The following is a 13,950-nucleotide window of genomic DNA, read 5'->3' on the forward strand; positions in this document are numbered from 1 at the left end:
TCGACTTGACGGGCCAGCATTTGCCCAGGCCCTCGGACTACACAGGATATGCATCTAGTTGCAGGTTGCGAGCGCTGACCCTGCCGGGCACGCCTTACCTCGATGAACGCCTCAAGAGCAAAAGCACTGTCGCGATGTGAACAGCTGCTGCACGCGACAGCGCGATCTGGCTCTTGAAACGGAAGCCCCGAAGGACGGCGTGCTAAGCAGATGTTCGAAGCTTCAGTTGAAATGGCAAAATGAAACTTGCGCCCTTGTCTTCTAGCGAGGGTGAGCCAATGAGATCGGCGATCGCCGGTCCAAAATCTGCCGCCGACACCTGCACGGTGGAAAGCCACGGCGCTAGCCAGTCATTCATCCTGTTGTCATCAAATCCAAAAATAGCCAGGTCGTTAGGCACGTCGAGGCCGCGCTCCATTGCGGCTCGGTGCAGGCCGTAGGCTATCATGTCGTTGCCACAAAAAACGGAGTAGTGCCGACGGCGGCCGGCGAGCAACTTCTTGCCATGCTGGTAACCACCTTCCATGGTGAAAGGACTTTCAAGCAGGGACACTGGCTTCTTTTTCCCTAGGCCCGCTAGGAATCCCTCGAGCCGCTCGCTACTGCCGGAATAGTGATGTGGTCCCGAAATCGCCACGCAGTTTTCGTAGCCCTGTTTGGCGAAGTAGCGGCCAACCGCCAGACCCGCGGCGTGGTTGTCGACGCCCACGTAGGGGGCAACGATTCCATTTGGGGGGCGGCGATTGACGAAAATAATGTTTTCCTGCCGTACAGCCATTGCACGGAGTGGGGGCGTGTCGATAGCGCCCTGCAAGATGATTGCGCGTGCCCGAAGTCCGTGCGCGTCCGTCAAAAGGCGGTCTTGCTGATCGGGGTCCTCCGCAGAATTAGCCAACACCATGGACAGTTCGTATTTTTTTAGCGCTTGCTCAACGGAGGCGGCGACATCGGTCGTGAACGTATTGGCTGCATCCGGCACCATCATGACGACGACCCGGCTGCGCGCCAGCCTGAGGGAGCGGCCGATTTCAGATGGCGTATAACCGAGCGTCTCCGCGGCCTTACGCACGACTTCGAGCGTTTCCGGCGCCAGGGCGTTTGCCTTGCCTCCAAAGTAACGAGAGACCGTAGCGGTGGAGACGCCCGAAAGCCGCGCAACGTCGTGGACTGTAGGTGGCTTGGACATGCCGTTGTTCCGGAATTTTGCCTTGGTCTCTTAGACGCCGGCTGCGGCATCTAGACATTCGAATGGCGCTGAGGTGGGTTCGAAAAAGCGGTTTCGCACCAACGCGGGAATCTCCTTGAAACCATATTTGAATGCCGCCGCACGCCCGCGTCAACGACCCGATACTGGGATTGTCGTTCTGTTTAAATGACAACGTTGACATCAAGGAAGTAAACGTTAACACTGCGTCCACGTCGGAAGCTTAGGCAAGGAAGCTCCCTGCGGCAACCAAGCCATTGGCAATAATGAATAGGCGAAGACTTGGCGCTCAGGGCGTGTGGGAGGATTGATGGTCCGGTTTGGAATTCTGGGCTGCGGAAGGATCGGGCAGGTCCATGCCAACTCCATTCAACGCATAACCAACGCCCGACTTGTCGCTGTCGCGGATGTTTCAATTGAAGCGGCGCGCGCATGCGGGGATCGTTTCGGCGTCCAAACGCGCGACGTGTCGGACATCGTTTCTGCAACTGACATCGACGCCGTCATTATAGCGACGTCGACCAATACTCACTATGAGATGATCGACCTTGCCGCGAATGGCCGCAAGGCAATCTTCTGCGAAAAGCCGATAGATCTTTCATCTGACAAAGTGCGTGTTTGCATCAAGACCGTAGAGGATGCCGGCGTTCCTTTCATGACGGCTTTCAATCAGCGCTTCGACCCGCATTTTGGCGCCATCCAACGCCGGATAGCTGATGGCGAAATCGGTGATGTCGAAACGGTTTCCATCGTTTCGCGTGACCCGGGTCCTCCACCGGTTTCTTATCTCAAAGGCTCGGGGGGGCTGTTTCGCGACATGATGATCCATGACCTCGACATGGCGCGTTTTGTGCTCGGAGAGGAACCGACAAGGGTCTTTGCTGTCGGATCAACCTTGATTGATCCAGCAATCGCCGAAGTGGGCGATGTCGACACCGCCGCAGTCATTCTGACGACTGCGTCGGGACGAATTTGCCAGATCAGCAACTCCCGCCGAACGACCTATGGCTATGACAAGCGGCTTGAAGTCCATGGCTCCAAAGGCATGCTGCGCGCTGCCAATGTGTTGGAAAACTCCGTCGAGAGCGCAACGAGCAGAGGCTTCACGGTTGCGAAGGCCGAGGCCTTTTTCCTCGAGCGATTTGGCGCGGCATACCTTGCTGAACTGCAGCATTTCGTCGAGGCGGTTCTGGCAGGGCAAAAACCCAAGCCCGACGCCCAGGATGGTTTGAGGGCACAATTGATCGCCGACGCCGCAACCAAGTCTCGGGCGGAAGCGCGCCCGGTCGAAATTCCAGCGTAGCTCAGCGGGGACTCCTTCAGCCACGGGCACAAATCAAAGGACCCCTAAATGAAGATGGGAATCATCGGGCTCGGACGTGTGGCCGAGCTTCACGTTCAGGCAATGAAACAGATCGACCCCGAATTGTTCGCCGGCGGTTGGAACCGCTCATCTTCGAGAGGCGAGGAGTTTTGCAGCCAGTTCGGTGGTATGGCATACGCAAGCGTGGCTGATCTATTGGAGGACACGCATGTCGATGCCGTGCTTGTGACAACGAGCACCGCATCCCACTTAGAATATGCAAAGCAAGCTTTGGAGGCAGGCAAGCATGTCCTGCTGGAGAAGCCAATTTGCGAAAAGGCTTCGCAGATCCGTGAACTTGCCGCGATTGCCGACGCCAATTCTCGCGTTTGCATGCCTTCGCACAACTATATTTATGCTGAGACAATGCGCCGTTTGCATGGCCATATAGAGAGCGGTCGTCTCGGCAAAATCGTCAATTTCTGGGCAATCTACAACAAGCGGCATGATGCCTCCATCGGCGCGCCAGACTTGACGATGCGCGAGCTTATGATTCATCATGCTTATTGCATGCTTTACTTCCTCGGTCGCCCCGCCCACGTCTACGCAACCGGCACGAACGTTCATTTTCCTGATCCAGCCGCGCATGACCAGCTTATGATCACGGCCGAGTATTCGGACGGCAAAATAGCAAATCTGTGGGGCAGTTTCTCTGCGGACGACCGAAGCCGCGAGCCATGGTCATGTTATTTCAAGATCATCGGCATGGAAGGAAGTGGTGTTATCCCTTGGGATGTCACGAAATTCGGTGAGCCCGCGCTGCCATTTTGGGACGATGCCACCTACTGGGATAGTTTCCTTCACGTCCAGAGATATTTCCTGAATGAATGTTTGGGAAAACGCCGGCAGCCGTTGTCGACGCTCGCCGACGCCTACGACGCCGCGGTCGTATTGGACGCCGCCCGCCAGTCCCTTGTCGAAAAGAGACGGATCGAGATCAACTATCAATGATGCGCAGGCGCGTACGGATAGTTTTGCGTGCTCAACAAAGACGAGCATGACACCTACGGCGCCCACCTAGCGCTCGGCCGCGCGGCGACGCCGCTGAACGCTTGGCCCAAGGCACATGAGCGGTCTCGTTCCTTTCTGACGCGTCCGCCTCTCAGAACGCCCGTGGCTGCGGTCTGACGGGTCATTTCGGCTGTCCAGTGTCGAGCATCGTGTGCCCGATTTCGGCAGCTTTCACCGGTATCCGAACCAACAGGCGCGTCATCGCAGTGCAGCAAATGTAATCGTTGACATAGCTGATGGCGTGTGATGTATACGTTTACACGTCCTCGATCGGCGCCTGATTGCCGTGGTGGACGCGTGGTTCAAAAATGGATCGCTGCAGGCGATCGCGCCAGGACAGACAGGGGACTTGCGTGGAAAAGCTAAACGTTGCGTTGATCGGCACAGGTTTCATGGGAAAGGCACATTCGATCGCCACCGCGGTGGTGCCGATGCTCTTTGGGGCGCCAGTGGAGATCGAGCGCCGGGTGATCGTGGACGTCGAGGAAAAGCTCGCCAAGGACGCCGCCAAGAATTACGGATTTTCCGAGTACAGCACCAACTGGCGCGAGGTCGTAGAGCGTCCAGACATCGACATCGTGGATATCTGCACGCCGAATGACACACATGCCGCGATCGCCATCGCGGCAGCCAAAGCTGGCAAGCACGTCATGTGCGAGAAGCCGATGGCGATGAGTGTGGCCGAGGCAGAAGAAATGTTGGCGGCTGCCAAGAAGACCGGCGTTGTAACGATGGTGTCCTACAACTATCGGCACACTCCTGCGCTCCAGATGGCCAAGCGACTGATCGAGGAGGGCCGCATCGGCAAGTTGCTGACCTTCCGCGGCTACTATCTTCAGGACTGGGGTGCGGATCCCATGGCGCCTCTATCCTGGCGCTTCAACAAGGCAAAGGCCGGTTCAGGTACGCTTGGCGACATTGGTACCCATGTCATCGATGCAGCGCGCCTGCTCGTCGGCGAGGTTGACGAGGTCAACTCGATCGTGAAGACCTTTGTGCCGGAGCGCCCCCTGCCGGCCGGTCATTTCTTCGGCCAGCGGGGCGAGGCTTCCAAGGAAATGGGCAAGGTGGATGTTGATGATCATGCGCTGACAATGATCAAGTTCACCAACGGCGTCTTCGGCACCATCGAAGTCACCCGCAATGCCTATGGCCACCATAACCAGCTCGGCTTTGAAATCGTAGGTACGCGCGGCACGATCGCGTTCGACTACCAGCGTCTCAATGAGCTGCGGGTTGCGTTTGCCGATGACCCCAAGGATGCCTTTGGTTTCCGCACTATCTATTCCGGGCCCAACCAGCCTTATGGCGATCTGCTTTGGCCGGTCGCCGGCATGGGCCAGGGTTACATCGATATCAAGTCGATCGAGTGGTACAACTTCCTCAAGGCCATCGCGGAAAAGAAGCCAGCCGCGCCGAACTTCGAAGATGGCGTGCAAATCGAGCGCATAGCAGAGGCAATCCTCGCCTCGGGTGAAAGCGGTGCCTGGGAAAAGGTGCCGCGGTAGGCGGCCCAGCATTCAAGGTTCAGCGAAGCCTCCGCCTGCGCGGAAATGCGCGAGCGGCTCGGAGATGAAGGACATCAAATGACGATCAAGCTTGCCATGCACACGTGGCCCTATGCGAGCAATCCCACCTGGCTGCCAGCCTACACGCTTGAAGAGACCATAAAGCGCGTCAAGAAGATCGGCTATGACGCGATCGAGATCGGCGCGGCCAGCCCGCACGTGTTTCCCCCGACGCTAAGCAAGCAGCGCCGGAAGGATATCGCGCAGATGCTCAAGGATTACGACATGGCCCTGGCCGCAATGCTGCCGGCCCATGGCGGCGGTCCAGGCAACAACGTAGCCTCGCCGATACCGGAGGAACGTCGCTGGGCAATCGAGCACTATAAGGAGATGGCCCAGCTCACGGCCGATTGGGGCGGCAAGCGACTGATCTGTCTTCCGGGGTGGTATATCTTCGGCACGACCTACAGACAGGCATGGGACTGGGCCGCGGCCGCAATTCGCGAGATAGCGAGGTTCTCGAGCGACCTTGGGGTCGAAATCGTAATTGAACCCACGCCCGAAGACAGCAATATCGTCAACACATGCGACAACACGATCGACATGATGAAAGACGTCGGCGAGTCGAACGTACGTCTCATGTTCGATAGCCATCATGTCATCACCGAAAAGGAAGTGATGAGCGACTATGTTTATGCCATGGGCAAGGATCTGGTCCACATCCATGCCTCTGACAACAATCGCCTTCCGCCGGGCAGGGGGCGCGGTGACTTTCCAGCGCTTATCCAGGCTTTGCACGAGACCGGCTTCGACGGCTACCTGTCGATGGAGTGCGGCTTCCACCAGCGCGGGATCGAGCCCGACTGGGTTGCACGTGTGTCCCTGGAGTATCTGAAGCCGCTTGTTGATGCCGCCAACAGGTCGCCCAGCCCGAGCGGCGACAGCGTATCGTCAGCCCATGTCTAGTCCCTGGATGAGCTGCCTGCCGCAGTGACTTTGCTGCCCGATCGGCCGTGTAGAGCAGTTTGGGATTGCCATGAGGTCGAGTGCGTAGAGATGACCAAGAAGCCCGCTACCATCCGCGACGTGGCGCGCCTGTCAGGCGTGTCGACGGCCACGGTGTCGCGCTTCTTCTCCGGCAAGGAGAGCGTTATCGCGCCCGAAACAGTGGCGAGCGTGCGCACTGCGGCCCAGGCCCTTGGCTACACGCCTTCCGAGATCGGGCGTTCCTTGCGCCTGGCGCGCAGCAATGTCGTGATGATGCTGGTGCCGGATGCGACCAATCCGTTTACTGCCGACGTAGCGGCGTCCGTCGAGCAATCGCTCAACGGCATCGGGCTCTCGATGGTGCTCGCCAATGCCTCCGAGAATGCGGACCAGCAAGATCGTCTGCTCGCCGATGCGGAGGGATTGCGCGCGCGCGCTGTCATCCTTCAAGGCGCAATCGATACGCCGCGACTTCGCGAGATGGCTCTGCGCCACAACAACCTGATCTTTGTCAATCGTCGCCCGGCCAAGGATATTACGGCGCCATATGTTGGAATAGATAATTTCGCCGCAGGCGTTGCGGTCGGGCGGTATTTCTCCCGGCAAGGCTACAAGAACTATGTTGCAATCCACGGCCCGCGGCCGTTCTCGGGTAGCATTGAGCGTCTGGACGGTTTCCTTGAAGGGCTCGGAAGACCGAGCGTTCTTCAGTTCGAGAGTTCCTACAAGATGGAAGCCGGCTACCACCAGGCTTTGAACTTTCTCGCTGACCGAAGCCGCCGCTACTCGGTCTTCTGCGGCAATGACATGATTGCCTACGGCGTCTATCGAGCCGCCGCGGAACTGAACGTCCGGGTTCCCGAAGACCTTGTCATCTTCGGGTTTGACGACAATCGACTGAACGAATGGCTCGCTCCCTGGCTGACGACCGTCAAAGTCCCTGCTTTTGATTTCGGGCCTGCGGTTGCGGCGCTGATAGACGGCCCGAGTGGAAATGGGCGGCAGCAAAGCACGATCTTGCCATTCGAATTGAAGATACGTCACTCGGCATAGATAGAATAAATAGCAGCAGGGAGGCACCCCTGACCATGGATAGCCATGAATAGGCGGGAGGAGAGCGTAAATGAAAACAAGCTTTACCAAGGGCGCCATCATCGTGCTGGCCAACGCCATCGATCAGTATCGACGGTCGCGAAAGACCAGGGCTTGAGATCGTTTACAGAACAACTATCGGTGAGGAACCAATGTCGGCGTTGCAATTATCGCATGACGAACTTCTGAAGGTGTATCGGACGATGCGGACGATCCGCCGGTTCGAGGAACGGGTGATGGACGAGATGGGGACCGGCGACATTCCGGGCAGCACCCATCTCTATGCCGGCCAGGAGGCAAGCGCCGTCGGTGTCTGTTTTCAGCTGCAGGACGGCGACTACATCTCCTCCACCCATCGCGGCCATGGCCACTCGATCGCCAAGGGCGTCGACATCGACGGCATGATGGCGGAGCTGTTCGGCCGCGCCAGCGGCACCTGCGGCGGCAAGGGCGGCTCGCAGCACATCGCGGACCTGCGCAAGGGGATGCTTGGGGCGAACGGCATCGTCGCGGCCGGGGCGCCGATCACCTGCGGGGCGGCGCTGAGCATGAAGCTGCTGGGCTCCAGGCAGGTCGCGGTGGCCTTTGCCGGCGACGGCGCCATGAACGAAGGGGTGATGTCGGAGAGCTTCAACCTGGCCAAGATCTGGAACCTGCCGATCGTCTTCGTCATCGAGGATAACGGCTTTGGCGAGGCGACGGCCAATGCGCTGGTGTCGGCCGGCAGCTTCACCAGGCGCGCTGAAAGCTACGACATCCCCAGCATCGAGGTGGACGGGACGGATGTGTTTGCCGTCTACGGCGCGGCGGGCGAGGCGATCGAGCGGGCGCGCGCCGGCGGCGGCCCGACGATGCTGCATGTGCACGTGCCGCGCTACTACGGCCACTACAGCGGCGATCCCGACACCTACCGCACGCCCGAAGAGAAGAAGGCCATGCGCCAGGAGCGCGACTGCCTGGTCAACTTCCGCCGGCGGATGAACGAAGTGTCGCTGCTGGAAGAAGCCGAGCTCGACGCGGTCGACACGGAGGTCGAGGCGGCGATCGACCAGGCCGTCAGCGCGGCCAGGGCAGCGCCGTTTCCGCCGCTGTCGGCGCTGACCAGCGACGTCTATGTGAAGTATCTGTGAGGGCTGACGGACAATGGCACAAAAATCTTTCCGGCAGGCGCTCAACGAGGCGCTGCATTTCGAGATGGCGCGCGACCCGCGCGTCATCATGATGGGCGAGGACCTGACCGGCGGCGCCGGCGCCAACGGCGTCAAGGATGCCTGGGGCGGCGCCTTCGGGGTGACCAAGGGACTGCTTGGCGCCTTTGGCCCCGAGCGCATCCGCGATACCCCCATCAGCGAGGCGGCCTTCATCGGCGCTGCCGCGGGTGCCGCGCTCACCGGGCTGCGGCCGATCGCCGAGATCATGTTCGTCGACTTTGCCGGCGTGTGCCTCGACCAGATCATGAACCAGGCGGCCAAGTTCCGCTACATGTTCGGCGGCCGCGCCAAGACCCCGCTGGTCATTCGCGCCACCTATGGCGCCGGCAGCCGGTCGGGCTCGCAGCACACCCAGGCGCTGCATTCCATCTTCACCCACATCCCCGGCCTCAAGGTCGTCATTCCATCCACCCCCTACGACGCCAAGGGGCTCCTGCTGCAGGCGATCCGCGATGACGATCCGGTCATCTTCCTGGAGCACAAGATGCTCTACGACACGATGGGGGAGGTGCCGGACGGCGCCTATACCATTCCCTTCGCGGAGGCGCGCGTGGCGCGCGACGGCAAGGACGTGCTGATCATCGCTATCGGCCGCATGGTCTCGGTTGCCGAGGAGGCCGCCCGCCAGCTCGCCGGCGAGGGCATCTCGGCCTGCGTGATCGATCCGCGCACCACCTCGCCGCTCGATGAGGACACGCTCATGGACTTCACCGACAAGATCGGACGCGTCGTCATCGTCGACGAGGCCAACCCGCGCTGCAGCGTGGCCACCGACATCTCGGCGCTGCTCGCCGACAAGTGCTTCGATGCGCTGAAGGCGCCGATCAAGCTGGTCACCGCGCCGCATTCGCCGGTGCCTTACGCCCCCAATCTTGAAGACGCCTACATCCCCACGGCCGCGGCCGTGGCGAAGGCGGCGACTGCGATCGCCAGGAGGTAACAAGACCATGTCGCTGATCGAGGCCGTGACCGTGCCCAAATGGGGCATGACGATGACCGAGGGCACCATCACCCAATGGATGGCCAAGGAAGGCGACAGCGTCGCCCATGGCCAGGAACTGCTCGAGATCGAGACCACCAAGGTCACCAATGTCGTGGAGGCGGCGGCAAGCGGCATCCTGCGGCAGATCGTGCTGAAGGAGGGAACGACCGCGCCGGTCGGCGCGCTTGCCGGCGTCATCGCCGACGAGAGCGCCACGCAAGACGAGATCGACGCCTTCATCGCCTCCTATGCCGACCGCCTCGGCGCGGCCGGGGATGGCCAGGCGGGCGCTGTGGCGCCGCGCGCCATTGCCGTGGGCGAGGGCGTCGTCAACCTGCTGGAGGCGGGACTGGCGGGCGAGGAAGCGGTCGTCTTCCTGCATGGCTTCGGCGGCGACCTGTCGACCTGGCTGTTCAACCAGGCGGCCGTCTCCGAGACGCACCAGACCATCGCACTCGATCTTCCCGGCCATGGCGGCTCTTCGCCGCTCGCCGGCGGCGATGACCTCCTGGCCAGGATCGTGGCCGCCGTCGAGGGGGCGCTGCAATCGGTGGCGCCCGGCAGGATCCATCTGGTGGCGCACTCCTTCGGCGGCGCGGTCGCGGCGGCCATCGCGGCCAACCAGCCGGGCCGGGTCGCATCGCTGACACTGATTGCGCCGATCGGCCTTGGCAAGACGATGAGCCGCGACTTCCTCACCGACTTCATCGGCGCCGAGCGCCGGCGTCCGCTCCAGGGCGTGCTGGAGCGCCTGTTTGCCGATCCCTCCAAGATCACCAGCGACATGGTCGAAGGCACGCTGCGCTTCAAGCGCCTGGAGGGCGTGCCCGAGGCGCTGACGGCCATCGCCGACATCATCGCCGACGACAATGGCCAGCGCCAGTCGATCGCCGGCCAACTCGCCAGCCTCAAATGCCCGGTGCTGCTCATCTGGGGCGACCAGGACCAGATCGTGCCGCTGCCTCAGGCCGCCGACCTGCCAGCCAATGCAAAGCTCACCGTCATCCCAGGCGCCGGTCACATGCCCCAGATGGAAGCCGCTTCAACCGTCAACAGCGAAATCCTGAAGAACGTAAAGGCGGCGTGAGGAAGCCGACAAAGGAATCTCAAAGGTTCCAATTAGCAGTAAGTCAGCCGAAATGAGGAAGGTAAACGGCGTGAACAACTATAACAACAAAGTGGTCGTCATTACGGGTGCCGGGTCCGGGATGGGCCGCGCCATGGTCGGAGAATTCTTGTCCAGGGGAGCTTACGTGGCGGCCCTGGACATCAATCTTGACCGCGCTATCGAAACTGTGAAGAGGCTGGACGGCCCGCCGGCGGCTTTCCCGCATCAGGTCGACGTAAGCGATGAGCGAAGCGTACAGACTGCAGTAGACGCCATCATCGCACGCTGGGGCCGAATTGACCTGCTATGCAACAATGCCGGCGTGCTCGACGGCCATGCGCCCGCCCATGAAGTGAGCCTTGAAGAGTGGAATCGCGTCATGGCAGTCAACCTGACCGGGCCGTTCTTGATGTCGCGCGCTGTTATCCCGCAAATGCTGAAGCAGGGCAAAGGCGCCATCATCAACACCTCCTCCACGTCTGGTTTCAGCGCCGCCGGCGGTGGCTCGGCCTACACTGCTTCCAAGCATGGCGTCATTGGATTGACGCGCCAGATGACCTTCGAATACGGCGCGCGTGGCATAAGGATCAACGCCATCTGTCCCGGTGCGACCGCCACGCCCATGGCCATGCCAGAGCATACGACGTCGAACTCCCCGGACATGGATCTTGCGATTAGCAAGGTGCCAGCGCGTCGCTGGTGCAAGCCGGAAGAGATCGCCAGGTTGGCCGCGTTCCTGGGAAGCGACGACGCCGATTATGTCCACGGCAGCGCCTACGTGATGGACGGCGGCTGGCTAACCGCGGCCAGGGACCCGTTCTGACAAGAAACCAAGCTTTTTAGTCAACAGGGAACGGAAAGAGGTCGACTTCTGCAAGAAAATCGACCATGTTTTCCATGGATGTAAACGATAACATGGGCGCCAACGAGCACGGTCGTTTCCGCGCTCGGGTCGAACGCCAAGCGTTCAGAATGCGAAAGGAAAATCGATGAAGGAAAAGCTCGTAGTCGTTGCCTTGGTCAATGCCAACAAAGGTAGCGAAGATCTGTTGCGCCAGGGTCTGATGACGCTCGTGGAAGCAGCCCCCAAGGAGCCAGGCTACGTTCAGTACGACCTGCATGAATCGATCGACAATCCCGGACAGTTTCTCTTCTACGAGATCTGGGAAGATGAAGACGCACTCAACGTCCACAACAATACCGACGCCATGAAGGCATTCGGCGCCAAGGCTGGCCAATGGATCCAGTCGGTTACGCTGACCAAGTACAAGCGGCTTCACTGACGCAAGCAACAGAGTAGGAGGCTGACATGGTTGCTAGGGAATGGCCGGCCAGCGGAGTTGCCGGCTTCCAGCGGGGGTTCACCACCGTCGACGGCATCAGGATTCATCATGTAACCGGAGGTCGTCCCGACGGCGAGGTGCTGGTCCTGTTCGCCGGCTTCCCGCAGAGCTGGTACGCATGGCGCAAGATCCTGCCAGTGCTCGGCGAGCGCTACAGGATCATCGCGCCTGATCTTCCAGGACAGGGAGATTCGGACCGCCCGCGAGCAGGCTGTGACACCGAAGGCATTGCGAAGACGGTTCGCAAACTGTTCGAGAAGCTCGGGGTCGATAGCCATTTCCTGGTCGCGCACGACATCGGTGCCTGGGTCGCGTACCCGTACGCCGCATTGTACGGAGCGAGTGTGAAAGGTCTGGCTATTCTCGACACAGGCATACCTGGCATCAGTCTGCCTGATGCACTGCCGTGGTCCGCGGAAGTTGCCTGGCGTACCTGGCACGTTGCCTTCCACAACGTGCCCGACCTGCCGGAAGCTTTGATTGAAGGTCGTGAGCACATCTATCTGCGCTGGTTCCTGGAGCGCAAAGCGGCCAACCCGCAGATCTTCTCTGGCGCCGACCACGAAGAATATTTGCGCACCTTCCTCCGCAGCGGACTGAAGGGTGGGCTTTCCTACTACCGCGCCGTCTCGTTATCGGCGGAACAAAACCGCGAACTAAGCGCGAGGGGAAAGCTGGAAATGCCGGTCCTTGCCGTGCGTGCCGACCAGGGGTCGATGCCGGACCTTGTCGCGCAACTGCAGAAGATTGCGAGCAATGTCCGCGGAACAGCCATAGAATCATGCGGCCATTATCTGGCTGAGGAACAACCTGAGGCGCTTGCGAGGGAACTGATGGCCTTCTTCGGCTGATCTACATGCCGACGCCACAATTAGCTTCACCCTCCCAAGACGGGTGGATCGCGGCGGCTGCGGTTGATGGATAATCATCACCGCAGCCGCTCTCTTTGCCCCGGCATTAGTGCCGGATGCTGTCTGAGGGCGCTGCACTGATCGATCCGACACCCGCCCGGATTGACCTGTCGCAAAGTGCCTTTTTCAAAAAGCATTTTCCTCGCTTAGCCTTAGCGCGGCTTTGAGATGTTCGCTGAAAGGATACACAGATGAACCTGGCGGTCGGGGTTATAGGCGCCGGCATAATGGGAACCGAGCATGCCCGCATCCTGTGTGAGGATACGCCGGGCGCTCGTCTTGCCGCCATCTGCGATGCGGACGAAAGCCGCGCTCGTGCTGCTGGCCGCGGTCAAAGCCAAGTGTTTAGCGATCCGCACGCGCTGATCTTTTCCGACAAGGTCGACGCCGTCGTTATCGCTGCGCCAGATTCCACGCACAAGGAACTCGCACTGGCCTGTATCGAGGCCGGCAAGCCGGTGCTTTGCGAAAAGCCTCTTGCGGTCACGGCAGCCGAGGCGATCGAGGTCGTGGAAGCTGAGGTCGCCAAGGGACGCAAGCTCGTTCAAGTCGGCTACATGCGGCGCTTTGATCCGCCCTACGTGGACATGAGACGCGTTCGGGAAAGCGGAGGCATCGGAGATCCCGTCATCCTTCACAATGTACACCGCAATGCTGTCGTCCCTGAGTGGTTTACCGGCGCGATGTCGGTGACCAATGCCTTCGTCCACGAGATCGACATAAGCCGCTGGCTGCTGGGCGCCGAAATGATCTCAGCCCAGGCTCACTGCGGCGTTGGCGGCGATCCGTTGCTGGTCACGATGGAAACAGATCGAGGAGAGATTGTTTCGACTGAAGTGTTTATGAACTGCCGCTACGGCTATCATGTTCATGCACAACTGGTCGGGCGCGATGGCACGATCGAAACCGCAGTACCGATTACGACGCTGACCAACGCTTCCGGAAGACATGAGTTTGGCTTCCCCGACAATTGGGTGCCACGCTTTCGCACTGCCTATGCCAACCAGATGAAAGCGTGGGTGGCGGCCGCCGCAGGCGGGCGGGCGTCAGATGGGGCAAACGCCTGGGACGGCTACGTCACGACCTCAATTGCAGAGCAGGTCGTCGCGGCCTTGGAAATGCAATCGAGAGTCAGGCTCTCCCTCATGACGCGCCCCAGCTTCTATGACTGAGCCGTAACTTTCAGAGTCCGGCTGGAAGGGAGGTCTAGCGGACGTTCGTGCGCTCTTT

General features: G+C 60.3%; 13 protein-coding genes. 12 read left to right on the top strand and 1 reads right to left on the bottom strand.

The window, feature by feature from the left end; translation table 11 throughout:
- Nucleotides 1-202 precede the first annotated feature (202 nt).
- Nucleotides 203-1,186 carry a LacI family DNA-binding transcriptional regulator gene (locus QFZ88_RS27230; RefSeq protein WP_065997174.1) on the bottom strand — a complete coding sequence of 328 codons (984 nt, stop codon included), beginning with the start codon at nucleotides 1,184-1,186 and terminating at the stop codon, nucleotides 203-205.
- A 328-nt stretch (nucleotides 1,187-1,514) separates the two neighbouring features.
- Between QFZ88_RS27230 and iolG the strand changes: the two genes are divergently transcribed.
- From iolG to QFZ88_RS27290, 12 genes are all read left to right on the top strand, one after another.
- On the top strand, nucleotides 1,515-2,507 hold the full coding sequence (gene iolG, locus QFZ88_RS27235; protein ID WP_065997171.1) for an inositol 2-dehydrogenase: 993 nt from the start codon (nucleotides 1,515-1,517) through the stop codon (nucleotides 2,505-2,507).
- Between the two features lie 48 nt (nucleotides 2,508-2,555).
- Nucleotides 2,556-3,518: a Gfo/Idh/MocA family protein gene (locus QFZ88_RS27240; RefSeq protein WP_065997169.1), complete on the top strand. Its 963-nt coding sequence runs from the start codon at nucleotides 2,556-2,558 to the stop codon at nucleotides 3,516-3,518.
- Nucleotides 3,519-3,931: 413 nt separating this feature from the next.
- Nucleotides 3,932-5,086: a Gfo/Idh/MocA family protein gene (locus QFZ88_RS27245; RefSeq protein ID WP_065997167.1), complete on the top strand. Its 1,155-nt coding sequence runs from the start codon at nucleotides 3,932-3,934 to the stop codon at nucleotides 5,084-5,086.
- 78 nt (nucleotides 5,087-5,164) lie between these two features.
- Nucleotides 5,165-6,052 (top strand): sugar phosphate isomerase/epimerase family protein, encoded by an 888-nt coding sequence (locus QFZ88_RS27250; RefSeq protein WP_065997165.1) that lies wholly within the window; start codon nucleotides 5,165-5,167, stop codon nucleotides 6,050-6,052.
- Between the two features lie 90 nt (nucleotides 6,053-6,142).
- A complete protein-coding gene (locus QFZ88_RS27255) occupies nucleotides 6,143-7,126 on the top strand; it encodes a LacI family DNA-binding transcriptional regulator (RefSeq protein WP_065997163.1) in 984 nt (327 codons plus the stop codon).
- A 191-nt stretch (nucleotides 7,127-7,317) separates the two neighbouring features.
- Entirely contained in the window at nucleotides 7,318-8,295 is a 978-nt protein-coding gene (locus QFZ88_RS27260) for a thiamine pyrophosphate-dependent dehydrogenase E1 component subunit alpha (RefSeq protein WP_083237658.1), read from the top strand.
- A gap of 13 nt (nucleotides 8,296-8,308) precedes the next feature.
- Nucleotides 8,309-9,316, top strand: coding sequence for an alpha-ketoacid dehydrogenase subunit beta (locus QFZ88_RS27265; protein WP_065997161.1), 1,008 nt, complete (start codon nucleotides 8,309-8,311; stop codon nucleotides 9,314-9,316).
- Between the two features lie 7 nt (nucleotides 9,317-9,323).
- Entirely contained in the window at nucleotides 9,324-10,445 is a 1,122-nt protein-coding gene (locus QFZ88_RS27270) for an acetoin dehydrogenase dihydrolipoyllysine-residue acetyltransferase subunit (protein ID WP_179654248.1), read from the top strand.
- 70 nt (nucleotides 10,446-10,515) lie between these two features.
- A complete protein-coding gene (locus QFZ88_RS27275; RefSeq protein WP_065997414.1) occupies nucleotides 10,516-11,289 on the top strand; it encodes an SDR family NAD(P)-dependent oxidoreductase in 774 nt (257 codons plus the stop codon).
- A gap of 166 nt (nucleotides 11,290-11,455) precedes the next feature.
- Nucleotides 11,456-11,749, top strand: a complete 294-nt coding sequence (locus QFZ88_RS27280) for a putative quinol monooxygenase (RefSeq protein WP_065997157.1) — start codon at nucleotides 11,456-11,458, stop codon at nucleotides 11,747-11,749.
- A gap of 26 nt (nucleotides 11,750-11,775) precedes the next feature.
- Entirely contained in the window at nucleotides 11,776-12,660 is an 885-nt protein-coding gene (locus tag QFZ88_RS27285; RefSeq protein WP_065997155.1) for an alpha/beta fold hydrolase, read from the top strand.
- A gap of 251 nt (nucleotides 12,661-12,911) precedes the next feature.
- Nucleotides 12,912-13,892 (top strand): Gfo/Idh/MocA family protein, encoded by a 981-nt coding sequence (locus tag QFZ88_RS27290; protein WP_065997153.1) that lies wholly within the window; start codon nucleotides 12,912-12,914, stop codon nucleotides 13,890-13,892.
- Nucleotides 13,893-13,950 lie beyond the last annotated feature (58 nt).

The organism is Mesorhizobium sp. YL-MeA3-2017 (assembly GCF_030814575.1).
GTDB classification, from domain to species: Bacteria; Pseudomonadota; Alphaproteobacteria; order Rhizobiales; family Rhizobiaceae; genus Mesorhizobium; species Mesorhizobium terrae.

What these genes read in the sequence shown, in the direction of transcription:
- QFZ88_RS27255 (WP_065997163.1), top strand. Translation starts at nt 6,143, where the DNA reads ATGACCAAGAAGCCCGCTACCATCCGCGACGTGGCGCGCCTGTCAGGC.
- QFZ88_RS27240 (WP_065997169.1), top strand. Translation starts at nt 2,556, where the DNA reads ATGAAGATGGGAATCATCGGGCTCGGACGTGTGGCCGAGCTTCACGTT.
- QFZ88_RS27230 (WP_065997174.1), bottom strand. Translation starts at nt 1,186, where the DNA reads ATGTCCAAGCCACCTACAGTCCACGACGTTGCGCGGCTTTCGGGCGTC.
- QFZ88_RS27280 (WP_065997157.1), top strand. Translation starts at nt 11,456, where the DNA reads ATGAAGGAAAAGCTCGTAGTCGTTGCCTTGGTCAATGCCAACAAAGGT.
- QFZ88_RS27290 (WP_065997153.1), top strand. Translation starts at nt 12,912, where the DNA reads ATGAACCTGGCGGTCGGGGTTATAGGCGCCGGCATAATGGGAACCGAG.
- iolG (WP_065997171.1), top strand. Translation starts at nt 1,515, where the DNA reads ATGGTCCGGTTTGGAATTCTGGGCTGCGGAAGGATCGGGCAGGTCCAT.
- QFZ88_RS27260 (WP_083237658.1), top strand. Translation starts at nt 7,318, where the DNA reads ATGTCGGCGTTGCAATTATCGCATGACGAACTTCTGAAGGTGTATCGG.
- QFZ88_RS27250 (WP_065997165.1), top strand. Translation starts at nt 5,165, where the DNA reads ATGACGATCAAGCTTGCCATGCACACGTGGCCCTATGCGAGCAATCCC.
- QFZ88_RS27270 (WP_179654248.1), top strand. Translation starts at nt 9,324, where the DNA reads ATGTCGCTGATCGAGGCCGTGACCGTGCCCAAATGGGGCATGACGATG.
- QFZ88_RS27285 (WP_065997155.1), top strand. Translation starts at nt 11,776, where the DNA reads ATGGTTGCTAGGGAATGGCCGGCCAGCGGAGTTGCCGGCTTCCAGCGG.
- QFZ88_RS27265 (WP_065997161.1), top strand. Translation starts at nt 8,309, where the DNA reads ATGGCACAAAAATCTTTCCGGCAGGCGCTCAACGAGGCGCTGCATTTC.